General features: G+C 34.9%; 30 protein-coding genes. 14 read left to right on the top strand and 16 right to left on the bottom strand.

The features are described from left to right. Positions 1-124: 124 nt before the first annotated feature. A complete protein-coding gene (locus tag H7F21_RS03790; protein ID WP_185787889.1) occupies positions 125-574 on the bottom strand; it encodes a ferritin-like domain-containing protein in 450 nt (149 codons plus the stop codon). Between the two features lie 195 nt (positions 575-769). Next, complete coding sequence (locus H7F21_RS03785; protein ID WP_185787888.1) at positions 770-1459, bottom strand: DUF6252 domain-containing protein; 690 nt, start codon at positions 1457-1459, stop codon at positions 770-772. A 207-nt stretch (positions 1460-1666) separates the two neighbouring features. Here H7F21_RS03785 and H7F21_RS03780 point away from each other — a divergent pair, with 207 nt between their 5' ends. The 7 genes from H7F21_RS03780 (at position 1667) to H7F21_RS03750 (ending at position 7275) form a co-directional block, all read left to right on the top strand. Next, complete coding sequence (locus H7F21_RS03780; protein ID WP_185787887.1) at positions 1667-2182, top strand: 30S ribosomal protein S16; 516 nt, start codon at positions 1667-1669, stop codon at positions 2180-2182. A 68-nt stretch (positions 2183-2250) separates the two neighbouring features. Beyond that, positions 2251-2781 carry a ribosome maturation factor RimM gene (gene rimM, locus H7F21_RS03775; RefSeq protein ID WP_185787886.1) on the top strand — a complete coding sequence of 177 codons (531 nt, stop codon included), beginning with the start codon at positions 2251-2253 and terminating at the stop codon, positions 2779-2781. A 75-nt stretch (positions 2782-2856) separates the two neighbouring features. After that, positions 2857-3570, top strand: coding sequence for a tRNA1(Val) (adenine(37)-N6)-methyltransferase (locus H7F21_RS03770; RefSeq protein ID WP_185787885.1), 714 nt, complete (start codon positions 2857-2859; stop codon positions 3568-3570). A gap of 60 nt (positions 3571-3630) precedes the next feature. Further along, the gene (locus tag H7F21_RS03765; RefSeq protein ID WP_185787884.1) at positions 3631-4809 is read left to right on the top strand and encodes an acyl-CoA dehydrogenase family protein; all 1179 of its coding nucleotides are present in this window, start codon (positions 3631-3633) and stop codon (positions 4807-4809) included. A 4-nt stretch (positions 4810-4813) separates the two neighbouring features. Continuing rightward, a complete protein-coding gene (locus tag H7F21_RS03760; RefSeq protein ID WP_185787883.1) occupies positions 4814-5503 on the top strand; it encodes a hypothetical protein in 690 nt (229 codons plus the stop codon). A gap of 63 nt (positions 5504-5566) precedes the next feature. Continuing rightward, on the top strand, positions 5567-6262 hold the full coding sequence (locus tag H7F21_RS03755; protein ID WP_185787882.1) for an SGNH/GDSL hydrolase family protein: 696 nt from the start codon (positions 5567-5569) through the stop codon (positions 6260-6262). 116 nt (positions 6263-6378) lie between these two features. After that, positions 6379-7275 carry a metallophosphoesterase family protein gene (locus H7F21_RS03750; RefSeq protein ID WP_185787881.1) on the top strand — a complete coding sequence of 299 codons (897 nt, stop codon included), beginning with the start codon at positions 6379-6381 and terminating at the stop codon, positions 7273-7275. On the opposite strand, the gene H7F21_RS03745 is transcribed toward H7F21_RS03750, so the two are convergent. From H7F21_RS03745 to trmB, 8 genes are all read right to left on the bottom strand, one after another. Further along, complete coding sequence (locus H7F21_RS03745) at positions 7276-7602, bottom strand: 2Fe-2S iron-sulfur cluster-binding family protein (RefSeq protein ID WP_185787880.1); 327 nt, start codon at positions 7600-7602, stop codon at positions 7276-7278. It lies immediately after the preceding gene. Between the two features lie 26 nt (positions 7603-7628). Next, on the bottom strand, positions 7629-7910 hold the full coding sequence (locus tag H7F21_RS03740) for a four helix bundle protein (RefSeq protein WP_185787879.1): 282 nt from the start codon (positions 7908-7910) through the stop codon (positions 7629-7631). Positions 7911-7938: 28 nt separating this feature from the next. Then, on the bottom strand, positions 7939-9000 hold the full coding sequence (locus tag H7F21_RS03735; RefSeq protein ID WP_185787878.1) for an NAD(P)/FAD-dependent oxidoreductase: 1062 nt from the start codon (positions 8998-9000) through the stop codon (positions 7939-7941). Between the two features lie 66 nt (positions 9001-9066). Continuing rightward, positions 9067-9306, bottom strand: a complete 240-nt coding sequence (locus H7F21_RS03730) for a NifU family protein (protein ID WP_185787877.1) — start codon at positions 9304-9306, stop codon at positions 9067-9069. Then, positions 9307-10446 carry an Mrp/NBP35 family ATP-binding protein gene (locus tag H7F21_RS03725; RefSeq protein WP_185787876.1) on the bottom strand — a complete coding sequence of 380 codons (1140 nt, stop codon included), beginning with the start codon at positions 10444-10446 and terminating at the stop codon, positions 9307-9309. Between the two features lie 109 nt (positions 10447-10555). Beyond that, positions 10556-10888 carry an MGMT family protein gene (locus tag H7F21_RS03720; protein ID WP_185787875.1) on the bottom strand — a complete coding sequence of 111 codons (333 nt, stop codon included), beginning with the start codon at positions 10886-10888 and terminating at the stop codon, positions 10556-10558. 52 nt (positions 10889-10940) lie between these two features. Continuing rightward, positions 10941-11570, bottom strand: coding sequence for a LysE family transporter (locus H7F21_RS03715; protein ID WP_185787874.1), 630 nt, complete (start codon positions 11568-11570; stop codon positions 10941-10943). A gap of 3 nt (positions 11571-11573) precedes the next feature. Then, positions 11574-12248, bottom strand: a complete 675-nt coding sequence (trmB, locus tag H7F21_RS03710) for a tRNA (guanosine(46)-N7)-methyltransferase TrmB (RefSeq protein ID WP_185787873.1) — start codon at positions 12246-12248, stop codon at positions 11574-11576. A 329-nt stretch (positions 12249-12577) separates the two neighbouring features. Between trmB and H7F21_RS03705 the strand changes: the two genes are divergently transcribed. Then, positions 12578-13399 carry a glycosyltransferase gene (locus H7F21_RS03705; RefSeq protein WP_343067456.1) on the top strand — a complete coding sequence of 274 codons (822 nt, stop codon included), beginning with the start codon at positions 12578-12580 and terminating at the stop codon, positions 13397-13399. On the opposite strand, the gene H7F21_RS03700 is transcribed toward H7F21_RS03705, so the two are convergent. Both H7F21_RS03700 and H7F21_RS03695 read right to left on the bottom strand, forming a co-directional pair. Continuing rightward, positions 13382-14425, bottom strand: coding sequence for a sensor histidine kinase (locus tag H7F21_RS03700; protein ID WP_185787872.1), 1044 nt, complete (start codon positions 14423-14425; stop codon positions 13382-13384). The genes H7F21_RS03705 and H7F21_RS03700 overlap by 18 nt on opposite strands. Next, entirely contained in the window at positions 14425-15108 is a 684-nt protein-coding gene (locus H7F21_RS03695) for a response regulator transcription factor (protein WP_185787871.1), read from the bottom strand. Before H7F21_RS03695 ends, H7F21_RS03700 begins: the two co-directional genes overlap by 1 nt. Positions 15109-15339: 231 nt before the next feature. Between H7F21_RS03695 and H7F21_RS03690 the strand changes: the two genes are divergently transcribed. After that, positions 15340-17103 (top strand): T9SS type A sorting domain-containing protein, encoded by a 1764-nt coding sequence (locus H7F21_RS03690; protein ID WP_185787870.1) that lies wholly within the window; start codon positions 15340-15342, stop codon positions 17101-17103. Positions 17104-17176: 73 nt separating this feature from the next. Continuing rightward, entirely contained in the window at positions 17177-18157 is a 981-nt protein-coding gene (locus tag H7F21_RS03685) for a LuxE/PaaK family acyltransferase (RefSeq protein WP_185787869.1), read from the top strand. Between the two features lie 106 nt (positions 18158-18263). Here H7F21_RS03685 and tyrS read toward each other — a convergent pair whose 3' ends face one another. After that, the gene (gene tyrS / locus H7F21_RS03680; RefSeq protein WP_185787868.1) at positions 18264-19562 is read right to left on the bottom strand and encodes a tyrosine--tRNA ligase; all 1299 of its coding nucleotides are present in this window, start codon (positions 19560-19562) and stop codon (positions 18264-18266) included. 85 nt (positions 19563-19647) lie between these two features. Here tyrS and H7F21_RS03675 point away from each other — a divergent pair, with 85 nt between their 5' ends. Beyond that, entirely contained in the window at positions 19648-20670 is a 1023-nt protein-coding gene (locus H7F21_RS03675; protein WP_185787867.1) for an NAD-dependent epimerase/dehydratase family protein, read from the top strand. Here the strand turns inward: H7F21_RS03675 and H7F21_RS03670 are convergent. Genes H7F21_RS03670 through H7F21_RS03660 form a run of 3 tightly spaced genes read right to left on the bottom strand, consistent with a single transcriptional unit; the run spans position 20647 to position 23179 of the window. Beyond that, the gene (locus tag H7F21_RS03670) at positions 20647-21111 is read right to left on the bottom strand and encodes a DUF4296 domain-containing protein (RefSeq protein WP_185787866.1); all 465 of its coding nucleotides are present in this window, start codon (positions 21109-21111) and stop codon (positions 20647-20649) included. The two genes, H7F21_RS03675 and H7F21_RS03670, sit on opposite strands and share 24 nt — an antisense overlap. Then, positions 21112-22455: a dihydroorotase gene (locus tag H7F21_RS03665; RefSeq protein WP_185787865.1), complete on the bottom strand. Its 1344-nt coding sequence runs from the start codon at positions 22453-22455 to the stop codon at positions 21112-21114. Between the two features lies 1 nt (position 22456). After that, positions 22457-23179 carry a polyprenol monophosphomannose synthase gene (locus H7F21_RS03660; RefSeq protein WP_185787864.1) on the bottom strand — a complete coding sequence of 241 codons (723 nt, stop codon included), beginning with the start codon at positions 23177-23179 and terminating at the stop codon, positions 22457-22459. Between the two features lie 147 nt (positions 23180-23326). Between H7F21_RS03660 and H7F21_RS03655 the strand changes: the two genes are divergently transcribed. The 3 genes from H7F21_RS03655 (at position 23327) to H7F21_RS03645 (ending at position 25337) form a co-directional block, all read left to right on the top strand. Further along, the gene (locus tag H7F21_RS03655) at positions 23327-23977 is read left to right on the top strand and encodes a DUF4271 domain-containing protein (protein ID WP_185787863.1); all 651 of its coding nucleotides are present in this window, start codon (positions 23327-23329) and stop codon (positions 23975-23977) included. Positions 23978-23994: 17 nt separating this feature from the next. Beyond that, positions 23995-24744, top strand: a complete 750-nt coding sequence (locus H7F21_RS03650) for a uroporphyrinogen-III synthase (protein ID WP_185787862.1) — start codon at positions 23995-23997, stop codon at positions 24742-24744. 344 nt (positions 24745-25088) lie between these two features. Beyond that, positions 25089-25337 (top strand): hypothetical protein, encoded by a 249-nt coding sequence (locus H7F21_RS03645; protein ID WP_185787861.1) that lies wholly within the window; start codon positions 25089-25091, stop codon positions 25335-25337. The last annotated feature ends 24 nt before the right edge of the window (positions 25338-25361 follow it).

Here is a 25361-nt window from a genome sequence, read left to right as displayed (position 1 = left end):
AGTGTCGAAAAGTTAGCTTATAAAATTACATAGAATTTGTACTTTTTTGAAATGAAGTTATAAACAGTTGTAAACAAAAAACCACGCAAAAGCGTGGTTTTCATCTTAACCTAACGTGGACCTATTATGACAATACTTCCTCGTACATTTTTACAGAATTAATGGCGGCTTCAATAGCATTTCTCTGCTCTCTTAACAAGTTAATTAAGCGTGTTGGGAAATTATTGTCGCTCAGCAACCCATTATATTCTTCTAAACTTGCTTTTTCTCCTCTTAATGCTTCATTAAGAATTGTTTCTTCATTATTTGATGAGAATGTTGCTTTTAGACTCATCCAGTTTCTGTGCATCGTACCTTTTAAACTTCCTGAATCCTTTGGAATTTCTCCATAAGTCAATATTTCAGTTCTCAACTCACGTGCAAATATGGCTCTTTCCTCAGCTCTATTTTTGAAGAAGTTTTTTACATTCACATTATCTACCTCTTTCATGGCATTAATGTAGCCTTTTTCAGCATCATAATTCTTGATTAATAGTTCGTTTAATTTGTCTGAAATGATTTTTTCGTACTTCATTTTTATCTTTTACATTTTAAAATTTCAATAAATTCTTTAAAGATGTGTATTGTGTCACATCTACGTTTGTAGGATAACAGAAAAAAGGGTTTCTGTCAAGTATTTTAACAAGGTTTAATAGTCTTTAACAGCATTTAACAAAAAAGCACCACGATACCATGGTGCTTTATTTTTATTTCAAATTAATTAAAACTACTAGTTACAATCTCCTAAACTGTCGATAGTGGCCTGAAAGTTGCCTGACATGTCTCCACAAGCATCGATGGCATTTTGAAGTGCCACTTTATAATCTCCACATAAATCAGCATAGTTAGGATCACTTGTATCTGCAGTACTAAAAGCTTGCTGCACTGAATTTAAGTTCTGCGATGCCTGCAAACAGGTATTTTCGTTTCCTATAGCAACCAAGCCGCCTGTCAATGGCACACGGTTGAATACGCCTCTAATAAAATTAACAGATTTTAAACCATCCTCTGAAAATGCAGTGAAATAAAACTCTCCACTTATTCGCTTTGGATCAGCATCATCATCAATCTCTAAAACCCTAATTTGTCCTTCACCAGGATATGGCGAGATGCTCGGATCTGAAAGATTGGCTGTAGAATAGATTGTTCCGTCAAAATCTTTAAAAATAGCTACAGCAGAACTTTCAGTACTTAAATCAAATATGCCTATTTCATCTGTTGGAGTAATTAGTTGTAGGACTTCATCAGGTCTCCCACCTTCGAAAATAAAGCCTCCAAAATCTATATCCGCAGCAAAATATTCAGCTCTCCAAGCTCTTCCATCTCTATTGGCTTGAATGGCAGGAGTGTTGAATTCAATCTCTTCTCCACAGGAAAAAGCTGTTAAACCAAACACTAATAAGTAAAAAAATCTTTTCATAATTTCAAAAAATACCACCTAAGTGGTGATGCTAATAGGGCTTTAAAAGTATAATATTTTTTAATATTACAGGCACCCGATTTCTTCTTTTGGCTAAAATGATAATCTAACTAGTTAAAAGAATGAAAAGTCTTGTAAATTAAAAAAATATACTATCTTTGCGCCCTCATTAATAACAGAGGTCGAGAACCTCACTAATTAATTATTATGCCTGTAAAAATCAGATTACAAAGACACGGTAAAAAAGGAAAACCTTATTACTGGATCGTAGCAGCGGATTCTCGCTCTAAAAGAGATGGTAAATACTTAGAAAAATTAGGTGCTTACAATCCAAATACAAATCCTGCAACAATCGAATTAGACGTTGATGGTGCTGTAAAATGGTTGCAGAATGGTGCACAACCAACTGACACTGCAAAAGCAATTTTGTCTTACAAAGGGGCAATGTTGAAAAAACATTTAGCTGGAGGTGTTAGAAAAGGTGCATTAACCGAAGAACAAGCGCAAGCGAAGTTCGATGCTTGGTTAGAAGAAAAAGCAGCTAAAATTCAAGCAAAAACTGATGGTTTATCTAAAGCCGAAGCCGATGCTAGAGCGAAAGCCTTAGAAGCTGAAAAAGCAGTGAATGAAGCGCGTATTGCAGCAGCTGCACCAGTAGTTGAAGAAGAAGTAGCAGAAGATGTTGCTGCTGAAGAAACAACTGCTTCTAACGAAGAAGAGTAAAAAATTTAATTTTATACTTTTAAACCCTGACATTAAATCGTCAGGGTTTTTTATTTCATAATATTCTCATGAAAAAAGAAGATTGCTTTTATTTAGGTAAAATTGTTAAGAAATATAGTTTTAAAGGGGAGCTCCTTGCTAAACTAGATACGGACGAACCCGAACTATATGATAATTTAGATGCCATTTTCATGGATCTTCGAGGGAATTTAGTGCCTTTTTTCATAGAATCCTCTCAACTACATAAATCAGACTTACTACGTTTGAAGCTAGAAGATGTAGATACAGAAGCTGATGCAGACGCTCTAATAAAATCAGAACTATACTTACCATTGGATCTACTTCCAAAACTAGAGGGTAATAAGTTTTATTTTCATGAAGTCACTGGTTTTAAAATTAAAGATATAAACTTTGGAGAGGTTGGCATTATAAAGGCAATAAACGATTCTACGGCACAAGCACTTTTTGAAATTGATAGAGATGGTATTGAAATCCTTATTCCAATGAATGACGAATTTATCGTTAAAGTAGATCGAAAGAATAAAACCATTGAAGTAAATACACCTAATGGATTGATTGATTTATATCTATCTGAATAATATGCTGTCATGCTGAATTTATTTCAGCATCTAATAAAAAATAAAGATCCTGAAACTAGTTCAGGATGACAAAAAATGAATAAGCCATTCAAATTCAAACAATTTACAATAGAACAAGATCGCTGTGCCATGAAAATTGGTACAGACGGCGTTTTATTGGGCGCCTGGACTTCTATTGAGAATAATCCATCTTCAGTTTTAGATATTGGTGCTGGTACAGGCATCTTGTCCTTGATGCTGGCCCAGAGAAGTCATGCCCAAAATATTGAAGCTATTGAGATTGACGAAGATGCTTATGAACAGTGCGCGGAAAATTTTGAAAACTCACCATGGAGCGATAGATTGTTTTGTTACCATGCATCATTATTGGAGTTTGTTGAAGAAGTTGAAGACACTTTCGATCTAATTATTTGCAATCCACCGTTCTATTCTGAAGATTATAAAACTAACGATAAAGCAAGAGATTTAGCTCGTTTTAGCGATGCCATGCCTTTTGAACATATTATTTACGCCGTGGCAAACTTACTATCAGAAAATGGCTCTTTTTCTGTGATTATTCCTTTTAAAGAAGAACGATCCTTTATAGAATTAGCATCAAAAGTCGGCTTATCGCCAACGCGTAAACTGCATGTAAAGGGAAATACGCATACAGAAATAAAACGCAGTCTTATTGAATTTATGTTTCAAAAACATGCGGTTGAAACTTCAGAATTAATTATTGAAACTGGACGTCATCAATATACCGAAGACTATATTAATTTGACAAAGGATTTTTATCTGAAAATGTGATACTCTTATTGGGCAATGAAAACGTTTTCGTTACTTTTGCAGTGACAAAATATCGTATATATGAAGCCAGATTTATTCGAAGCACCAGATTACTATAATCTAGATGAATTACTAACAGAAGAGCATAAATTAGTGCGTGATGCTGCAAGGGAATGGGTAAAACGTGATGTTTCTCCAATTATAGAAGACGCTGCTCAAAAAGCAGAGTTTCCAAAATCCATCATTGGAGGCTTAGCAGAAATTGGTGCTTTTGGACCTTATATACCAGAAGAATATGGTGGCGCAGGTTTAGATCAAATTTCTTACGGATTAATAATGCAAGAAATTGAGCGAGGTGATTCGGGTGTTCGAAGTACCGCTTCAGTACAATCCTCGTTAGTCATGTATCCTATTTGGAAATATGGTAACGAAGAACAACGCCAAAAATATCTACCGAAATTAGCATCTGGCGAATGGATGGGTTCCTTTGGTTTAACAGAACCAGATCACGGAAGTAATCCTGGAGGAATGACCACAAACTATAAAGATATGGGAGACCATTATCTTTTAAATGGAGCAAAAATGTGGATTTCTAATTCACCTTTTTGTCAGGTAGCAGTTGTTTGGGCTAAGAATGAAGAAGGTCGAATCCACGGATTGATTGTAGAACGAGGCATGGAAGGCTTTTCAACTCCAGAAACCCATAACAAATGGTCATTGAGAGCTTCTGCAACTGGTGAGCTTATTTTTGATAATGTCAAAGTTCCGAAAGAAAACTTATTACCGAACAAATCCGGATTAGGCGCTCCGCTTGGATGTTTGGACTCGGCACGATACGGAATTGCTTGGGGAGCTATTGGTGCAGCTATGGACTGCTATGATACCGCATTAAGATATAGTAAGGAACGTATTCAATTCGGAAAACCTATTGGGCAATTTCAGTTGCAACAAAAGAAATTAGCAGAGATGATTACTGAAATCACCAAAGCACAATTGTTAGCGTGGAGACTTGGTGTTATGCGAGAAAAGGGCACAGCTACCTCTGCACAAATATCTATGGCCAAACGAAATAATGTAGATATGGCCTTAACCATTGCTCGCGATGCAAGACAAATGTTAGGCGGTATGGGAATCAGCGGGGAATATAGTATTATGAGACATATGATGAACCTTGAAAGTGTGGTAACTTATGAAGGTACTCACGATATTCATTTACTCATCACAGGGTTAGATGTTACGGGATTAAATGCTTTTAAATAAGGTTATGAAAAAAAAAATTGCGCTTTTTTGTTCACTTTATTTCATTATAATTTCAATTAGTGGTCAAAACAAAAAATTTGAAGAGGTTAGTATTGATGATTTTCTAACAGAAACTCAATATGGAAGCGATAATGCAGATACCATTGATATAATATGGTGGATCCCAACTGAATATTGGAATGTAGTATTCTCTCAAGACCCAACAACATCAATAAGTGACACAGAAGACATAGTTAATTTAGTTAAAGACTATGTTTTTGTAATGGCTTTAAAAGGAAAAATAGGAACATTTGGTGGAATAACTTATGATGACGAAAATATTGTCAGGGAACAATTGAATGTTAACTATATGAATACAGATTTAAAACGTGTTGATAATGATAATCTTAATCCAGATATCGTCAATTTTCTGTCAATGATGAAACCAATGATGAAAAATATGATGGGTCCAATGGGAGAAAATATGCAATTTATTGTCTTTGAAAGCCCTGACAGAAAGAACAATGTTATACCAATAGATCCTTATAGTTCTGAAACTATTAAATTTGAATTAGGTGATTTTAAGAAAGATGTCATGCTGCCTTTAGCATGTCTATTAGAAGAAAAGGTTTGCCCAGAAACGGATGAGGAACACAATGGGAAATGGACATTTTGCCCTTATCATGGTGTAAAACTAGTAGATAAAAAACAATAATTCTTTAACATAAAAAAAACCTTTCAATCTTGAAAGGTTTTTTTGTTTTTGTATTTTTTAATTATGAAAAAGAAACTTTTGGTTTTGGTTTTAGGATTTATTGTTTTTACATGTAAATCTAATGACGATGAGGTATCTGTAACACCTCAATTTTATAATATTTTATCATTAGGCGATAGCTACACTATAGGACAAAGCGTTTGTGATACTTGCCGTTTTCCAGAACAATTAAAAGATAGTTTAGTAGCAGGCTTTCCTGATGTAGATAGTTTTAGCTTGCGCGTAATTGCACAAACTGGATGGACAACTACAAGTCTTATCAATGCTATAGACAATGAAAATCTTTCAAATACTTATGATGTAGTGACGCTTTTAATTGGTGTTAATAATCAATACCAAAACAGACCGTTTTCGTTGTATGAAGAAGAATTTCCTCTACTCGCAACAAAAGCTATTGAATTGGCTCAAGGCAATGTCAACAAGGTTATTGTGGTCTCCATACCAGATTATGCCTATACACCTTTTGGTCAAGGCTTTGGGTTTTCAGAAACAACATCTGAAGACATAGATCAATACAACAATTTTGCAGAGGGCTATTGCAACTCTAATGGGATTACATTTATAAATATTACGGATATCACTCGGCAAGGACTCGACAATCCAGACCTTGTCGCTTCTGATGGTTTACATCCATCTGAACTGGCTTATTCATTATTTGTTGAACGTTTGTTACCCGTTGTCATCTCAAAAATCCAATAAGTTTTATTACTTTAGTCAATGACCATGAGAAAAGCAGAACAGAAATCTAAAAGACATATCGTTAGCTTTCTGAGCGTATGTAACAATAAAAATCTCGGTTATCGAGTAACCTATCCATGTCTTCAAAATCGAGATTAGATCGTGCATATAAAAATGCATTTCGTATTAAGTTCGATGATTCCTCGAAGTTCATTTTGTTTAGTGATTGCCATCGTGGGGACAATAGTTTTGCAGACGATTTTGCCAATAACAGGAATATTTATTTCCATGCCTTAAAGCATTATTATTCTGAAGGTTTTAGCTATTGTGAGCTGGGTGATGGTGATGAATTATGGGAGAATCTATCTTTTGAGTCTATCCTAAATGCACATAAAAATGTGTATTTACTCATGAAACAATTTCATGAAGAACATCGATTACATATGATTTGGGGCAACCATGATATGGTTTATCGTGATCCGAACTATGTTGAAAAGTACTTGTCCACATATTTCGACCCCAAAGTTGGGGAAGATGTTGAATTGTTTTGTGATATAAAATACCATGAAGGTATTGTTTTAGAGCATTCTGATACTGGGCAAGAACTCTTTCTTTGTCATGGCCATCAAGCTGATTGGTGGAATTATCTCTTCTGGAAATGGAGTCGTTTTATGGTTCGCATTCTCTGGAAACCTTTGAACGTTATGGGTATTGCAGATCCTACGAGTCCAGCAAAAAACTACAAAGAACTTATAAAAGTAGAACGAAGAACAAAAAAATGGATTATTGAAAATAAAAATTTAATAACCATAGCAGGTCATACACACAGACCACGATTCCCAGAACCTGGTGATATTGCTTTTTTTAATGATGGTAGTTGCGTACATCCTAGAAGTATTACGGGTATAGAGATTGAAGATGGTAAAATCTCTTTAATTAAATGGCAGATTGTAACGACGGAAGATGGCACTTTAAAAATTGATCGCTTTTTATTGGAAGGACCAACGCCTTTGATTGATTATAAAACTGAGTAATTACGATTCAGGCGCTAACTCAACCTCTAAACCTTCCATTTCTTGAGTCATTTGAATTTGACAACCTAATCTTGAATTGTCCTTAACATAAAATGCTTCAGAAAGCATAGCCTCCTCATCATCTTGCATTTCTGGTAATTCAGTATTACTTAACACATAACATTGGCAAGAAGCACACATCGCCATACCTCCACAAACACCTATAGTCCCTTCCGGAGCTAGCTCAAAAGAACGAACGACTTCCATAAGGTTCATAGCCATATCAGTGGGCGCTTCGATTTTGTGGGACACACCCTCTCGGTCTATAATGGTTATGTTTATGTCCATAGTATTTAGTAATTAGGAATAAGTCCTTAGTTCTTAATTGATTTTATTAGACCATGCAACATTTTGGATATTTCATTGGTTCTCTCAATTAATTCATCGGCTTCTTGTTTACCAATAGAATTTAGCCTAACTGAAATATATAACATGGATCTTACCTCACTATTTGAAGATAAAGCGATATATAAAAATCTCGCGAAATCTGCATTTGAATTTCTATCAAATCCTTCTGAAATATTATTTGAAATGGAAACTGCTAAATCCCGAGACTTTTGCCAAACCAACAAATCTTCAAATTTTTGTATAGCCATTTACTAATTACTTTCTACTATTTACTATCTACTCAATAGCCTTTACAACCGCTTTTGGCGCCTCTTTTCTGGTGCCATCAAATCCGTCTACGCCACTAACGGTAGTATATTTTAAGACATAACGCTTACCAGGATTGATAATTTGATAAGCGGCTTGACACATTAAAGTAGCTTCATGAAAACCGCAAAGAATCAATTTTAATTTTCCAGGATAGGTGTTACCATCACCTATGGCGAATATCCCTGGAATATTAGTCTGATAATCTAAAGCGTTATTAACCTTTATGGCATTCTTTTCAATCTCGAGTCCCCAATTGGCGATAGGTCCAAGTTTTGGCGATAACCCGAAAAGTGGCATAAAATGATCACACTCAATTTCAAATTCTTTCTCTATATGTTGAGCTTGCTTTACAACCACGGCTTTCACTTTATCATCTCCAACAATGCCAACTACTTCTGCAGGTGTAATTAAATTAATCTTTCCTGCGTTTTTTAAGTCTTGCACTTTTTCTACAGAATCCAAATGTCCACGGAACTCATTTCTTCTGTGTATCAAAGTGACTTTAGAGGCTACATCACTTAAAAAAATACTCCAGTCCAACGCCGAATCTCCACCACCTGCAATCACGACTTTTTTATCGCGATAGAGTTCTGGCTCTTTAATCATATACTCAACACCCTTATCCTCAAAATCAGAAATATTGTGAATTAACGGTTTTCTAGGTTCAAAACTACCAAGACCACTAGCAATTGCAATTACTGGAGCTTGATGTTTTGTGCCTTTATTGGTTGTAACAATAAATGTACCATCCTGTTGTTTATCTATAGTTTCTGCACGCTCTCCAAGTGTAAATCCTGGTTCAAATTGCTTGCATTGCTCCATCAATTTATCTGTTAAATCACCTGCTAAAATCTCAGGGTATGCCGGGATATCGTAAATGGGTTTTTTAGGATAAATCTCGGAACATTGCCCTCCTGGCTGTGGCAATGCGTCTATTAGATGACACTTTAACTTTAAAAGCCCAGCTTCAAAAACCGTAAAAAGTCCAGTAGGCCCAGCACCTATAATAAGTATATCAGTTGTAATCATTAATTGAGAATTGGAAACAAAACTACTAATGGATTTTTAAGTAGAATGTGATAAAAGTCACATTCCTTACTCCACGTTAATAACACGTTCTATTTGAGGTGCGTACTTCTTTATCGTCATTTCCACGCCCGATTTTAGAGTCATCTGATTAACACTACAGGAGGTACAGGCTCCAACCAGTTGCACCTTAACTAATTTATCTTCGTCAATAGATAATAAGTTAATATCTCCTCCATCACTCTGTAAAAAAGGTCGAATTTCATCGAGGGCTTTTTCTACATTTAATTTAAGTTCTTCTGAGCTCATTTACTTTTTATTTACAGCAGAGCAACCTGCCATTGTTGTAATTTTTATTGCTTCCGTTGCTGGCAAGTTTTCATTTCTATTAACCACTTGTTGAACGACATTTCGTGTTAATTCTTCAAAAGCTTCCTCAATAGGAGTTGCTGTTTGTAAAGCTGCTGGTCGACCAACATCACCTGCTTCTCGAATACTCTGTATCAAAGGTACTTCCCCCAAAAATGGTACATCTAAATCCTCTGCCAAATGTCTAGCGCCCTCTTTTCCGAAGATATAATATTTGTTTTCTGGTAACTCTGCAGGTGTAAAATATGCCATATTTTCAATAATACCCAACACTGGTACATTGATACTATCTTGTTGGAACATCGCCACACCTTTTTTTGCATCTGCCAATGCCACATTTTGAGGTGTACTCACTACAACAGCACCTGTGATCGGTAAAGCCTGCATAATGCTTAAATGGATATCACCTGTTCCAGGAGGTAGATCTAGCAGCAAGAAATCAAGTTCTCCCCAAGCGGCATCAAAAATCATTTGGTTCAATGCTTTAGAAGCCATTGGACCTCTCCAAATTACGGCTTGGTCTGGTTTTGTAAAGAATCCTATAGACAAGACTTTTACGCCATAATTTTCTATAGGTTTCATTTTGGATTTTCCATCAACGTTTACTGATAATGGTCGTTCGTTGGCTACATCGAACATAATGGGAATTGATGGCCCATAGATATCAGCATCTAACACACCAACCTTGAATCCCATCTTTGCTAAGGTTACAGCCAAATTTGCGGTTACCGTAGATTTACCTACACCACCTTTACCCGAGGCCACCGCTAAAATATTTTGGATACCAGGGATTGGCTTCCCTTTGATTTCATTTGTTGTTGGTTTGACAGGAGCATCTACTTTTAGATTCACCTTTATCTTGGCCTTTTCATAAACCTCTCTGTGAATGGTCTGTAAAATATCTACTTCTGTCTTTTTCTTTGCTTGAAGGCTTGGGTTTTTAATTGTGATATCCACAATAACCTCGTCTGCAAATGTTACCACATTAGTAACTGCACCACTGTCAACCATATTTTCACCTTCACCAGGAACCGAAATAGTTTTAAGTGCGTTTAGTATATCTTGTTTATTGAGTTTCAATTCTTATCTAGATTTATTCTAAATGCAAAGATACTGCAAAACCTTTAGATTTTGAAGTAGATAAATTGAATTGTATAATAGTATGATATGGGTTAGTTATGATCAATTTTTAGTGCAATTCTTTTGCAGGATCCCAAAAGACAGATTCTAAATTTTGAATCTGATTATCAATAACCTCAATACCTTCATTTTCGAGCAGCTGCTGCATTAAATTAGTCCCCTCAAAATGGTGTTTACCTGTTAACAACCCTTTTCTATTCACCACACGATGTGCAGGCACATCTTTTCCTCCAGAACCATTCATAGCATAACCAACGATACGGGCGCTTTTGGCGGCGCCTAAGTATTTGGCAATGGCTCCATAGCTCGTAACTTTGCCATAAGGCACGAGTCGAGCAACCTCATATACTTTTTCAAAAAAACCAAGAGTTTCAGGTTTCATTCGTTACTGTCTGATGTTTTTATCAAATGAAACAGCTTTCCTAGATATTTCATCACATTTCTTTCAAAATATTAATAAAGGTTATTAGTGCAACAACACCTGTAATAATACCAATACTATAATTCATATTCTTTTGTGAGGTGAATTTTTTGTCTTTTATCTTATCAAAAAAGAAGATATAGAAATAAAGCATCACAAAAGTTCCCATTGCTGCACCAGTTACATAAGTTATTATGCTCGTACGCTCAAAATTCATCCAGCCAAAAGAAGCCATAGTAATCGTCATGTAGGCTTGATAAGGTATAGGAAATACGTTTAATGCCGACAAGAACATACCGTGAAAAAAACGACTTCTTTTGCTCCTAACATCAGCCTTAACTTTAGTTTCTTTCTGACTTCTGGCTATGACCAAAAAATAAATAGTTATAAGAACAAAAATGACAAAAGCCACACGTTGCAAAATCTCAACAACATCTGGTCTGTTGGATAAATATCTTGCAAAAATAGCCGCAACATAGGTTTGAATAAACACCACTAGACATACACCAGACGAAAATGTTATTCCCCTTCCTGGTCCTTCCTTTAAACTTATCCTTGCCGCTGTCATATTAAGCAAACCTGGGGGAATGACACCGATTAGTGCTATAAAAAGTCCGAGGAAAAAGACAACGGTGATACTCAAATTTTAGTTGATTTTAAATCTAATATACGTAATTGCTTTGTCTTTCTCTAAATACTGGTTTTCGTAAAAGGTCTGTATTTCAGTCACCTCTTCGGGACTTCCTCCTAATTTATATACATTATGATTAGCATATAGCACCTCGTGACCCAATCCGTGCAAGAGTCCTAAGGTGTAACCATGCATAAACTCACTGTCTGTTTTTAAGTGCATTAGTCCATCTGGTTTAAGCACTTTATTGTAACGCTCTAAAAATTGAAGATTGGTTAAACGATGCTTGGTGCGTTTGTACTTTATTTGAGGATCTGGAAAGGTAATCCATATTTCATCCACTTCGTTTTCCTGAAAAGCAAATTCAATAAGTTCTATCTGAGTTCTTATAAAAGCTGCGTTGGGTATATTGTCTTCGATGGCTGTCTTTGCACCGCGCCAAAACCGAGCCCCTTTGATGTCAATACCTATAAAGTTTTTATTAGGATAGCGTTTTGCCAAACCAACGGTATATTCTCCTTTTCCACAACCCAATTCCAACACCAAAGGATTTTCGTTTTTAAAGACTTCTTTTCTCCAATTTCCCTTTAAAGCGAAACAACCATCGGTCAATTCTTCTCGCTTCGGCTGAAACACATTATCAAATGTTTCATTTTCCTTAAAGCGTTTGAGTTTATTTTTGCTTCCCACGTTTCATGTCTTATTAATAATTCGGTAAAATTAAGGAAACATTTTAGGTTTATCTTTGTTTGTGTTATTCAACTTAAAATAAAAAGATACTGAAACAAGTTCAGCATAAAAAACGAATTTTAGTCGCGCCTTTAAATTGGGGATTAGGACATGCCACAAGATGTATTCCTATTATTAATGCTCTAATCGCTCACCATTTTGAGCCTATTATCGCTAGCGATGGTGCTGCTCTGTTGTTATTAAAAAAAGAGTTTCCAAAGCTTAAAGCCTTAGAGCTGCCTTCTTACGACATTTCATATTCTAAAAAGGCAAATAGCTTTAAGCTAAAAATGATTATAGACTCACCTCGTATTATAAATACAATACATAGAGAAAAGAAATTTGTTGATGCTATGATTACATCTCATAAGATTTCTGGAATTATTTCTGATAATAGGTTTGGGGTAAGACATAAAGAAGTTCCATCAATATTTTTAACGCATCAATTACGCGTTTTAAGTGGAAATACTACTTGGTTAAGTAGTAAGTTACATCAAAATATAATTTTAAAATTTAATGAATGTTGGGTTCCTGATTATATGGGAACCAGTAATCTAAGTGGTGAATTGGGTCACGTCAAAGGCTTTGAGTCTTCAATAAAATATATTGGGCCTTTGAGTCGGTTTGAAAAAAAAGATATGCCCATGACATATGATTTACTTGTTATACTTTCTGGACCTGAACCTCAACGCACACTGCTTGAAGAACATTTGATTAAGGAATTAAAATCTTGTAAAGGTAAAGTCTGCTTTATAAAAGGCATTGTTGAAACAGAACAACAGAGAACTGAATTTAATAATATTGCGTTTTATAATTTCATGACGAGCACTCAACTGGAAACTGCTATAAATGAAAGTAAATTAATTCTAAGTAGATCTGGCTATACATCGATTATGGATTATGCCAAGCTTGAGAAGAAAGCCTTTCTTATTCCTACACCGGGACAGTTTGAACAAGAATATCTAGCTAGGAAGTTTAAGTCTGAAAATATTGCACCCTACTGTGAACAGAAGAAATTCAGAATTGAGATGCTGGATGAAGTGAAAGCCTATTCGGGCTTTAAATATTCGAATTCACAAACAAATTACAACAACCTATTCGGACCTTTCTAAAGTAAAGGAAAATTCGCTACCCACACCAAGCTCACTTTCAACATACATTTTTTCTTGATGTGCTTCAACAATATGCTTAACAATGGAAAGGCCTAGGCCAGAACCTCCTTCTTTACGAGAGCCACTTTTATCAACTCTGTAAAACCTTTCAAATAGACGCGGTAAATTCTCTTCCTTTATCCCTTCACCATTATCGGTTATCCTTACGATAACCTTATTCTTAATAAGATTCTCTATACTGACTTCAGTTGTGCCCATTTCCCTGCCATATTTAATGGAATTGACAATTAAATTCGTTAAAACTTGTTGAATCCTCTCAATATCTGCATATACCATTATTGGTTCACCATAATCGATATCAAAGGTCAAGGTTATATTTTTTTTAGCGGCTTTCATTTCAAAAAGCTCAAAGACATTCTCAACTAGTTTTACGATATCAAAATGTTCCTTATTTAGACTAAGATCCCCAACTTCCAGTTTGGTGATCATATCCAAATCTTTAATGATATAGGTTAAGCGTTCAACACCCTTACTGGCTCTGTTCAAATATTTCTTTCTTATCTTTTCGTCATCAATACCACCATCTAAAAGTGTATCAATGTAGCCTTGAACAGTAAACAATGGCGTTTTAAGCTCGTGAGAGACATTTCCAATAAATTCCCTTCGATATTCTTCCCTGATTTTAAGGGCTTCTATTTCAAATTTTTTGTCTTTCGCGTATTTATCTATTTCCTTTGTGAGTGTCCCCATATCAGTGGTTATGGGATGTTGCCTAAGAGTTGACGATTCCAATAGAGTTAAATCGTCATAAATCTTCTTTACTCGTCTGTAAATAAATCGTTCTACTCTGTATTGAACAATGACAAAGCATAACGGGAAACATATTAAAGGAAAGAATACAATTTGCCAGTTAAATGTATAGTAGTAATACAAAAAAACACTCACAAGGAGTGTTGTAAACAGTGTTACATACAACGATGTTCTTAGAGCAAACTTGTATGTTTTCTTAAAATTATTTTTCTGCATTAGTCGACAAACTTGTAACCAACACCTTTGACAGTTTTAAAGGATTTATCACCTATTTTTTCTCGAAGTTTTCTTATATGTACGTCAATAGTTCTTCCTCCAACAACAACTTCATTTCCCCAGACTTTGTCTAAGATCTCTTCGCGTTTAAATACCTTACCAGGCTTGGTCGCTAACAAAGATAACAATTCAAACTCTTTTCTTGGCAAGATAATTTCCTCACCTTTCTTTGTAATTTTATATTCTTCCCTATTAATAATGAGATCTCCTATTTTTATAGTACTTGCAACACTTTCCGTATCCTTAAATCTCCTTAGTAAGGCTTTAACCTTACTTATAAGTACCTTTGGTTTTATAGGCTTAGTTATATAGTCATCTGCTCCTGCATCAAAACCAGCAACCTGTGAGTAATCTTCTCCTCTAGCTGTCAAAAAGGTGATAATTGTATTATTAAACTTATCATCTTGACGGATGCGCTCACAAGCTTCGATACCATCCATCTCTGGCATCATAACATCCAATATAATTAGATGAGGTTTATGCTTTTTAGCCTTTTCAATAGCTTCAATACCATTTTCACCAGTGATGACCTGATATCCTTCGTTTGATAAATTATAACCTACTATTTCTAAAATATCTGGTTCATCATCTACCAACAATATTTTTATATCCTTTTTCTTCAATGTTAAGGCAATTTTAAGTTTGAGTAAATATAAAATATATCTTTCTTAAGTTGATGTCATTTTACAATTGATAACAATTCTCTAACATTGAAACTCTAAATGACTGTAAATTAAAACCCTCTTATAATTAGCATGTTAAGTTATTGTAAAAAAGGGGATTGTTGATAAACTCTTCATCTGATATTGATCATTTGTTAGTATATTTATGGTCTAATTTATTAAAAATCAATTATGAAAAAACTTTACTTTTTATTATTTACTTTCATCAGTTTTGCTTCTTTTGGGCAAATCATTAATGAATTTCAACCGAATGCAGCGGGTGCTGATCCTGATCCAATGTCAATTGAATTAAAAGGAACAGCTAGTAGCTCTTTTAGCGGTTTTTTAGTGAGCATTGAAAGTGATGGCGCCAATGGATTGGTAGATAGATCTGCTGCTGTATCAGGAACTTTTGATGCAAATGGATTATTAGTAGTAACTATTCCCGATTTAGAAAACCCTTCTTTTACTTTTGTACTGTGTTCTACTGATCCTGTTATAGGAACAGATTTAGATACTAATGACGATGGGACTTTAGACAATGCCTCTCCTCTTGGGACTGTTTATGATGCAATCGGAATCCCAGATAACGATGCTGATGCAATTATAACAGCAGGCTATGCAACTCAACTTGGAGGTGTCTCTTTTGCCTATACAGGTGATGAACCTGGATTAGTCTTTAGGGATGGCACATCAGATGATTGGTTTGCTTTAAATGAGCCCTATGATGATTCTGCTGTATTTGATATAAATGCCACTGACGTCTTTGCTGTGAATTTTAGTCCTGCGCCAGCTCTTGCTGGTACTTTTGGAAGTATAAATCCGGTTTATACAATGCCAACAAACCCAACAATAACCATAACCTCACCCGCAGACGGTGCTGTATTAGCACCAGGAACTACTTCTGTTGACATATCTTACAATGCCATTAATGTTCCTGGATCAGGTTCAATACAAGTTACAGTAAATTCTGATGCGCCTGTTACTACTACGGACAATCCAGTTACTATTGTTACTGACAATGGACAGCCTTATACTGTTGTGATTGATATTATTGATGGTGGAATGGTAGTGGATTCTGATATGATTTCTTTCAGTGTAGGTTCTATTAATCAAGTAGCAAATATTGCAGCTCTTAGAGCTGGCACAGAAGGTGAATTTTATGAATTAACCGGTGAAGCTTTATTAACATACCAGCAATCATTTAGAAATCAAAAATTTATAGAAGATGCTACTGCCGGTATTTTAATTGATGACTCAGCTGGTAATGTTACTACAACCTATACTATTGGAGATGGTATTACAGGAATTGTAGGTGAGTTGACTTCTTTTGGTGGCATGATGCAGTTTGCTGTTTCTCAAGATCCCGGTGCTGCAACTTCTTCAGGAAATACATTAACACCTCAAGCTGTTTCTCTGCTAGATTTGGCTTCAAATGCTGAAGATTACGAATCCGAATTAGTAATTGTTACCAATGTAACAATGGATAATACAACTCCTAATTTTAGCGGTGGTTCGGAACACGCAATGGATCAAGGAGGAGATGCATTTAACTTTAGATCTTCGTTCTTTAGCGCTGACTATGCAGATCAAGGAGTAGCTGTGCCTACAATGCCTACAGATATTACAGGTATTATTAACGAAAGAAATGGAAATTTATATTTTTTAACAGCTAGAGATGCCGCTGACTTTAGTTTGCCAATTTTATCAACTGATAATTTTGAAGCTACTACATTCTCATTATCTCCTAACCCAACAAATACAGGATTTGTGACAATTAGGTCTTCTAATAACGATGTGATGGACGTACAAGTTTATGATATTTTAGGTAAGCAAGTTAAGAGCGAAACATTAACATCTAGTACGCTAAATGTTTCTAACTTAAACGCTGGAATATATCTTGTAAAGATTACACAAAACAATGCTTCAACGACTAAGAAATTAGTTCTTAAGTAATATTGTTTTACCACATATTTGAAGCGCAGTCTAAAGTTTAGGCTGCGTTTTTTTATTTCCATATTTTTACCAGATGATAGATCACAATGCTATTTTCAATATAAAATCAACTGAAGACTTTAAGGCTATGGCGTTTCAAGTTTTTAGGTTTCAGTTTGAGAATAATCCTGTCTATCGCTCGTTTTGTGATTTACTCTACAAGCATCCCTCTGACATTAGGAATATAAATGACATCCCTTTTTTACCCATTCAGTTTTTCAAAAGTCATGACGTTTTAAGTACTACAAAAGCTGTAGAAAAGATATTTACGAGCTCAGGGACCACCGGAAGCTTAACAAGCAAACATTTGATTACAGGTATTTCATTATACGAAAAAAGTTATCGTAAAGGCTTCAAGCAGTTTTATGGCAATGTTGAAGACTATGTGATACTAGCTTTACTCCCCTCGTATCTTGAGCGTGATGGTTCCTCATTGATCTATATGGTCAATGATTTAATTGAGACATCCAACCGTCCTGAAAGTGGATTCTATCTCGATAATCTTGAAGAGTTATCACAAATTATCCAGACTCTCGAGCGTAAAAAGCAGAAAACACTACTTATTGGAGTTTCCTTTGCGCTTCTGGATTTGGTTGAAAGTTTTCAATTCAATCTAAATCATACCATAGTTATGGAAACTGGCGGTATGAAAGGTAGACGGAAAGAAATTATTAGGCAAGAACTGCACAATATCCTCAAAACTGGTTTTGGTGTTGAATATATTCACAGTGAATATGGGATGACAGAATTATTGAGTCAAGCTTATTCCAGAGGTAAAGGTGTTTTTGACTGTCCACCTTGGATGAAAGTTTTAACTCGAGATACGGAAGATGCATTAGCGCTTCAGAGATCAAACAAAACTGGTGGTATTAATATTATCGATTTGGCTAACATAAATTCTTGTTCATTTATTGCTACCCAAGATTTAGGCAAAGTCTTTGAAAATGGTCAATTTGAAATTATTGGGAGATTCGATAATTCTGATATTAGAGGTTGCAATCTAATGGCCTTGTAAGGACATTAAAATTATCACGACTTAATATGTGCTATCGGAAAGAAAAATTTTTTCAATAGTTGATTGATTGGTTAGATGTGCCCAGAAGAGATTCTGGGCATTTTTCTTATATCACTTTAATAATATAAGTGTTCTTCTTACCCTTATTTAAGATGATGTATCTGCCATTAATCAAATCATCTGAAGACAATTTGTAATCTTCTTTTACCTTTTCCTTATTTACGGAAATTGAATTTTCCTTTAAGGCCCTTCGTGCTTCACCATTAGAACTTAAGAAATTGGTTTTAGCCGATAATGCCCCTATCATATCTAGACCTTCATCAAAATCTGATATCGCTATTTCAGCTTGCGGCACACCTTCAAAGACATCTAAAAAAGTTTTTTCATCTAATGTCTTAATATCTTCTTTAAACGATTTACTAAAAAGAATATTTGATGCTTTTTCGGCATTCTCAAATTCCTCTTTAGAATGTACCATAATGGTGATCTCTTTAGCCAATCGTTTTTGCAATACTCTTAAATGTCGTGCTTCTGCATGTTCAGAAATCAAGGTGTCTATATAGCTTTCTGCTAAAAATGTAAATATCTTAATATACTTTTCGGCATCGTCATCACTAGAGTTCAACCAGTATTGATAAAACTTATAAGGCGATGTTCTATTGGCGTCCAACCATACATTACCACCTTCGGACTTTCCGAATTTAGAACCGTCGCTTTTGGTGATTAAAGGACAGGTTATAGCAAACCCCTTTCCATTACCAATACGTCTAATGAGTTCAGTACCTGTAGTGATATTTCCCCATTGATCACTCCCGCCCATTTGAATGGTACAATTATGCCCTCTATATAAGTGTAAAAAATCGTAGCCTTGTACTAATTGATAGGTAAACTCTGTAAAACTCATCCCATCATTTGTAGATTCACCAGAAATTCTATTTCTTACTGAGTCTTTTGCCATCATGTAGTTTACAGTAATATGTTTACCGACATCTCTAATGAACTCCAAGAACGAGAATTCTTTCATCCAATCGTAATTGTTTACCAAAACGGCTGCATTGGTTGCATCACTTTCAAAATCCAAAAAATGCGATAATTGTTGCTTTATGGCCTCTTGGTTATGACGTAAGGTTTTTTCATCCAAAAGATTACGCTCACTAGATTTACCTGAAGGGTCACCAATCATTCCCGTGGCACCTCCTACCAAAGCAACCGGTTTATGACCACAACGCTGATAATGCGCCAATAGCATGATGGGTACCAAATTACCAATATGCAAGGAATCCGCAGTCGGATCAAAACCAACATAAGCACTTCGCATAGCTTCAGCTAAATGTTCTTCGACGCCAGGCATGTCTTGATGCAACATCCCTCTCCACTTCAATTCTTCGACAAAATTCTTTCCCATTATTTTAGATGATTGTAATTCGATTTGAGCAAAGATATGTTTCCACACCAAAAGACAAAAGACAATTTTAACGTAATTTAGCTTTATGATATTAGTTACAGGAGGAACAGGCTTAGTAGGTTCACATTTACTTTTCAAATTGATCAGTAACGGAGAACACGTTCGTGCCACGTATAGAAGAGAAAAAACATTAAAACGTGTTAAGCATGTATTCTCCTACTACACGGATAATCCAGAAGATTTATTTAACAAGATTGATTGGGTCGAGGCAGATATCAATGATGTTCCGAAATTACAAAATGCCTTTCAAGATGTAACAGATGTTTACCATTGTGCTGCATTTGTATCTTTCGAGCCTGATAAATATCATCAATTACGAAAAATAAATATTGAGGGGACTGCCAATATTGTAAACCTATCTATCAGTAATTCCATTAAAAAGTTGTGTTATGTAAGTTCAATTGCTGCCATTGGTCACAAAGAAGATTCTGAACAATTAATTAATGAGCAAACAGCTTGGAACCCAGAAGAAGACAATAGCGTTTATGCGATTACCAAATATGGAGCAGAGCTAGAGGTTTGGCGTGGGTCGCAAGAGGGCATAGACGTGGTCGTTGTAAATCCTGGAATTATTTTAGGCGCAGGATTTTGGAAAGGCGGTAGCAGTGGTAATTTATTTAGAAAAATACATGAAGGTATACCTTACTATGTTAATGGCGTAGTAGGCTATATAGACGTTTTTGATGTCGTTAATGCTATGGTACAGCTGATGGTAAGCAACATTAAAAATGAAAGATATATTCTGATTTCAGAAAATTTAAGTTTTAAGGATTTTCAATACAAGGTTGCCAAAATTTTAGGAGCTAAACCACCTAAAAAAGAAGCTAAATCTTGGTTATTAGGCTTAGGTTGGCGATTGGATTGGTTACAACATAAACTTTTAGGCAAAAGACGCCGTTTAACTAAGCAAACCGCTAAATCTGCCTTGAGTATTACCAAATACGATAATTCTAAATTAAGGGACGCCATTAATTTTGAGTTTAAACCAATAGATGACTCTATAAAAGAGGTGGGTAATTTATACTTAAAGGACTTTAGCGGAATCTAGTTTTTTAATCGTTTTAACCCTCGTGATGGAGTCTTTCTTCTTACTATTAATCTTTTTTAAGGAATCTCTTTTGCGTTTTGCAGCTTCCTCTTCAATTTCTTTCAGTTCCTCATACTCCTCTTGCTGTTTTTCTATTTTTGCTTTGACATTCTCAACGATGTCTTTATAAGTATCCGAATAAAAAGCATAATAAGTATTGCTAATAGCAAATTGGGCACTATCAATATTGTGCTTAGTTAAGATATAGGTTTCTGGAACTAGACCATTGTTTTCCAATAGTTTTCTGTTAACACCTTTAGCAGCATTTATGATATACAAATCATATAGAATTTGTTCCATCTTGTTCTTGGAAATGAGATTATTTGGCTTTTTAGGCTTGTCTTTAATATTACAAGCCACTACCAAAACAAATAAAACTAATATGGCACCAAATTTCTTCATCTATCTATTAAACGTTAATCGTTTTCCTGCTTTAACGTCTAAAACCTTGAAATTGTTATAGACTAAGGCTCCGTTAACAAAAGTATGGGTTATTCTACTTTTAAAAGTATTGCCCTCAAATGGAGACCAACCACATTTATACAAAATATTACTCTTGTTTACTGTCCAAGGACTGTTTAAATCGACTATAACTAAGTCTGCATAATAACCTTCCCTAATATAACCTCGCTTTTCTACATCAAATAGTATAGCCGGATTATGACAGGCTTTTTCTACAATTTTCTCAAGCTTTATTTTTCCTTGATGATAGCATTCCAACAGAGCTACGAGAGCATGCTGCACTAATGGTCCTCCAGATGGAGCCCTTGTGTAAGGATTATTTTTTTCTTCAATAGTATGAGGTGCATGGTCTGTGGCAATGACGTCTATTCGATCATCTAATAGTGCCTTCCAAAGTTGTTCTCTGTCCTTTGAAGTCTTAACGGCTGGATTCCATTTAATATGACTGCCTTTTCGTTTATAATCTTCATCTGAAAACCAAAGATGATGAATACAAACCTCTGCAGTAATCTTCTTATCTTTCAGCGGAATTTTATTAGAAAATAAATTGGTCTCTTTTCCAGTCGATAAATGAAAAACATGCAATCTGGCACCAGTTTTCTGTGCTAATTCAATGGCTTTTGAGGATGATAAATAACAAGCATCCTCACTCCTTATTATAGGATGCAATTCCATTGGAATATCATCTCCATACTCTGCTTTATATTTTGCTAAGTTAGTTCGAATAGTTGCTTCATCTTCACAGTGCACGGATATCACCATATTTGTACTTGAGAATATCTTTTCAAGGACTTCAGGGTCGTCGACCAGCATGTTTCCTGTAGATGAGCCCAAGAACAATTTTAATCCAGCAACTGTTTTGGAATCTACCTTTAATATTTCATCTAAATTATCGTTAGTACCACCAAACATAAAGGAATAATTGGCATATGAAGACTCTGCAGCTGTGGCAAATTTTTCTTCCAGTTTCTTTACTGTGGTAGTTTGTGGATTGGTGTTTGGCATTTCAATAAAAGACGTGATACCTCCAGCCAATGCAGCTTTGGATTCAGTTTCTATATTCGCCTTATGTGTTAAACCTGGTTCCCTAAAATGCACTTGATCGTCAATCATTCCAGGTAATACATAATTACCCTCAGCATCTATAACATTAATATCTGCGGACTTTATACTTATTGAAATATCTATTTCCTTTATGATATTATTCTCAATGAGGATATCACCTTCAGTGATTTTGCCCTCATTAACAATCTTAGCATTTTTTATTAATGTATGTGTCTTCATTTTACTTATCGAATAAACTTTTCAATTTTAAATTAATAACACCAAAAATAGCTTCAGAAATAATACTTCCACTCATCTTTGACTTACCTTTTACCCTATCCTTGAAAATTACAGGGATTTCCATAATCTTAAATCCTTTTTTATGCGCTTTGAACTTCATTTCAATTTGAAAGGCATAACCCACAAACTTTATCTTAGTTAAATCCAATACTTTTAAGACCTCTCTTTTATAACAGACAAAACCAGCCGTAGAATCCTTTACTTTCATTCTTGTTACTAAACGTACATATCGAGACGCTCCATATGATAATAATATACGAGACATTGGCCAATTAACAACGGTGATACCCTTAACATATCTTGAGCCTACGGACACATCTGCCCCATCAATAGCGCAGGCATTATATAATCTTATAAGGTCTTTAGGGTTATGTGAAAAATCAGCATCCATCTCAAAAATATAGCCGTAAGATTGTTTTAAAGCCCATTCAAAGCCAGCTATATAGGCAAGTCCCAATCCATTTTTCTTGTCCCGTTTCAACAAGAAAAGTTGATCTTCAAATTCGTTTTGTAGGCCTTCTACTTTTTGTGCAGTCTTATCTGGTGAGTTATCATCTACCACCAAAACATGAAACACTTTCTCTTGCGAAAAGACAGTCCTTATAATGGCTTCTATATTTTCAATCTCGTTGTATGTAGGAATTATGACTAGTGCGTCAGACATTAGCATGCTTTTAAACACGTTTAGTGTATATTCTTTTCAACCATGACAAATGTAAAGTTTTTAAGGGATTATATCCTGTTATTTATTTCTTAAAGATTTGAAAAAACGATGTTATGATGTACCCTTTTTTCTTCATATTTTAGCATCATGCGAAATTTCATTACTCATGAGTGGTTTACAATCTTCACAATGTTAGGGTTGCTCTCTATAGTTGCCGCTAAGTTTTTGAACACTCTTAGGTTTGATGATTTTCTATCTGTCATTGGCAATTCGAAATATTTAAAGATTTATAGCAAAGACCAAAAGTTTGTTGATCCATTTGAAGCTTTTCTTTTTATCAATTTGGCTGTTTCGGCAAGTATATTTTTATTTTTCGGGTATTCCATATTTTTTGAAACTCTAACTTTCGAAATCATCCCTTTCTTAAAGCTCCTTTTCGCAGTCGCAACTATTATAATTATAAAAACGCTGTTAGAACGCTTGATTGGTAGCCTTTTTGACGTTGATAGTCTTGTTGATAGCTATTTGTTTCAAAAAACGACATTCAAAAACTATTCTGGTATAGTTTTTCTTGTTGCCAATCTTTTATTATTGTACACCAAAAACGACGCGGAGATTGTCATAATAGCATCGTTTTCCATAGTATGCTTAATAAATCTCATTGGATTTATCACTTCATTTAAAAACTATCAAAAAACAATAAACCCCAATTTTTTCTATTTTTTATTGTATCTTTGCGCTCTCGAAATTGCGCCTTATGTGCTTTTATATAAGGTCGTTAGCGAGTATAACGCATAAAACAAAGGGGTTTACGTATGAAAGTGAAAACGATATTAGTATCGCAGCCAGCGCCTAAAATAGAGAACTCTCCATACTTTGACTTAGAAGAGAAGCAAAAAGTAAAAGTAGACTTTAGGCCTTTTATACATGTTGAAGGTGTTTCTGCCAAAGAAATCAGACAACAAAAAATAGATCTAGGCCAGTTCACAGCCATTATACTAACGAGTAGAAATTCTGTTGACCACTTTTTTAGAATAGCAGAAGAAATGCGCTTTAAGGTACCAGATACCATGAAGTACTTTTGCCAATCAGAAGCTGTTGCCTATTATCTACAAAAATATGTGGTTTACCGAAAGCGTAAAATCTATGTAGGTAAACGTACATTTGAAGATTTGACTCCATTGATTAAAAAATATAAGGACGAGGCATTCTTATTACCAACAACAGATAAGGTAAAACCAGTTATTCCTGAAATCTTGGATAATTTAGGTGTTAATTGGAAACAAGCAACTTTCTATAAAACTGTAATTAGCGACCTATCCGATTTAGCAGATGTTTATTATGACATCTTGGTGTTTTTTAGTCCTTCTGGTATAGAATCGTTATTCCATAATTTCCCAGATTTTGAACAAAAGGATACGCGTATTGCCGTATTTGGTAATACTACTGTAAATGCTGTTAAGGAAAAAGGGTTGCGTGTAGATATTGCTGCGCCAACACCTGAAACGCCGTCTATGACCATGGCATTACAAAAATACATTGATGCTGTAAACAAAGGGAAATAAAAAAGCATTGCTAATCAGTACACGATTAAAATACCCTTTGTAGATACATCGATATCTTATCTAAACTACTCTTAACACCTTTCAATTAGGCTTAATGAAATGAATCTTTTATGCGTTTCATGGTTGTTTGAGATTTAAAATTTCCCTTAATCGATCTTTTTAATACTTTAATTAGTGAAAATTATATTTCTACTAGATTTAAGACCATTTTCATGCAATTCAGCGCTGTTTTTTGTACGCATTTACCATTTATCCAATTATAATTAGGTTCATCCAAAAAAATCATATCAAGATTAGTTTTGGTTGTTTCTTTGAACCGAAGTTAAAATATAAGACTTTTAAAAATGAAAAAATTATTAGCCTCAATAATCATATTAATAATAGCAACTACTGTTTCTTTTGCGCAAACAAACGAAAACAGCGAGATCAAAACAATTGATACTGAAACTATTATTAATACGGAGGTAGCAGCATCTAGTAAGATAAAAGCTAAGGTTATTAAATTAAACCGTAAAAAAAGTAACGAAATTATAAGTATTAAAGCTTACAGAAAAAGTCTTCAAATTAAAGTTAAGACCAAAAAGCTTTGCTAATATATTAATGTGCTATTAATCATT

This window comes from Winogradskyella flava (genome assembly GCF_014243395.1).
Lineage (GTDB): Bacteria > Bacteroidota > Bacteroidia > Flavobacteriales > Flavobacteriaceae > Winogradskyella > Winogradskyella flava.
The sequence above is the reverse complement of the archived record's forward strand: the minus strand, read 5'-3'. Positions and strand labels throughout refer to the sequence as shown.

Coding starts and splice junctions, on each gene's coding strand:
- H7F21_RS03790 (WP_185787889.1), bottom strand. CDS start 574: ATGAAGTACGAAAAAATCATTTCAGACAAATTAAACGAACTATTAATC.
- H7F21_RS03785 (WP_185787888.1), bottom strand. CDS start 1,459: ATGAAAAGATTTTTTTACTTATTAGTGTTTGGTTTAACAGCTTTTTCC.
- H7F21_RS03780 (WP_185787887.1), top strand. CDS start 1,667: ATGCCTGTAAAAATCAGATTACAAAGACACGGTAAAAAAGGAAAACCT.
- rimM (WP_185787886.1), top strand. CDS start 2,251: ATGAAAAAAGAAGATTGCTTTTATTTAGGTAAAATTGTTAAGAAATAT.
- H7F21_RS03770 (WP_185787885.1), top strand. CDS start 2,857: ATGAATAAGCCATTCAAATTCAAACAATTTACAATAGAACAAGATCGC.
- H7F21_RS03765 (WP_185787884.1), top strand. CDS start 3,631: ATGAAGCCAGATTTATTCGAAGCACCAGATTACTATAATCTAGATGAA.
- H7F21_RS03760 (WP_185787883.1), top strand. CDS start 4,814: ATGAAAAAAAAAATTGCGCTTTTTTGTTCACTTTATTTCATTATAATT.
- H7F21_RS03755 (WP_185787882.1), top strand. CDS start 5,567: ATGAAAAAGAAACTTTTGGTTTTGGTTTTAGGATTTATTGTTTTTACA.
- H7F21_RS03750 (WP_185787881.1), top strand. CDS start 6,379: ATGTCTTCAAAATCGAGATTAGATCGTGCATATAAAAATGCATTTCGT.
- H7F21_RS03745 (WP_185787880.1), bottom strand. CDS start 7,602: ATGGACATAAACATAACCATTATAGACCGAGAGGGTGTGTCCCACAAA.
- H7F21_RS03740 (WP_185787879.1), bottom strand. CDS start 7,910: ATGGCTATACAAAAATTTGAAGATTTGTTGGTTTGGCAAAAGTCTCGG.
- H7F21_RS03735 (WP_185787878.1), bottom strand. CDS start 9,000: ATGATTACAACTGATATACTTATTATAGGTGCTGGGCCTACTGGACTT.
- H7F21_RS03730 (WP_185787877.1), bottom strand. CDS start 9,306: ATGAGCTCAGAAGAACTTAAATTAAATGTAGAAAAAGCCCTCGATGAA.
- H7F21_RS03720 (WP_185787875.1), bottom strand. CDS start 10,888: ATGAAACCTGAAACTCTTGGTTTTTTTGAAAAAGTATATGAGGTTGCT.
- H7F21_RS03705 (WP_343067456.1), top strand. CDS start 12,578: ATGATTATAGACTCACCTCGTATTATAAATACAATACATAGAGAAAAG.
- H7F21_RS03700 (WP_185787872.1), bottom strand. CDS start 14,425: ATGCAGAAAAATAATTTTAAGAAAACATACAAGTTTGCTCTAAGAACA.
- H7F21_RS03690 (WP_185787870.1), top strand. CDS start 15,340: ATGAAAAAACTTTACTTTTTATTATTTACTTTCATCAGTTTTGCTTCT.
- H7F21_RS03685 (WP_185787869.1), top strand. CDS start 17,177: ATGATAGATCACAATGCTATTTTCAATATAAAATCAACTGAAGACTTT.
- tyrS (WP_185787868.1), bottom strand. CDS start 19,562: ATGGGAAAGAATTTTGTCGAAGAATTGAAGTGGAGAGGGATGTTGCAT.
- H7F21_RS03675 (WP_185787867.1), top strand. CDS start 19,648: ATGATATTAGTTACAGGAGGAACAGGCTTAGTAGGTTCACATTTACTT.
- H7F21_RS03670 (WP_185787866.1), bottom strand. CDS start 21,111: ATGAAGAAATTTGGTGCCATATTAGTTTTATTTGTTTTGGTAGTGGCT.
- H7F21_RS03665 (WP_185787865.1), bottom strand. CDS start 22,455: ATGAAGACACATACATTAATAAAAAATGCTAAGATTGTTAATGAGGGC.
- H7F21_RS03660 (WP_185787864.1), bottom strand. CDS start 23,179: ATGTCTGACGCACTAGTCATAATTCCTACATACAACGAGATTGAAAAT.
- H7F21_RS03655 (WP_185787863.1), top strand. CDS start 23,327: ATGCGAAATTTCATTACTCATGAGTGGTTTACAATCTTCACAATGTTA.
- H7F21_RS03650 (WP_185787862.1), top strand. CDS start 23,995: ATGAAAGTGAAAACGATATTAGTATCGCAGCCAGCGCCTAAAATAGAG.
- H7F21_RS03645 (WP_185787861.1), top strand. CDS start 25,089: ATGAAAAAATTATTAGCCTCAATAATCATATTAATAATAGCAACTACT.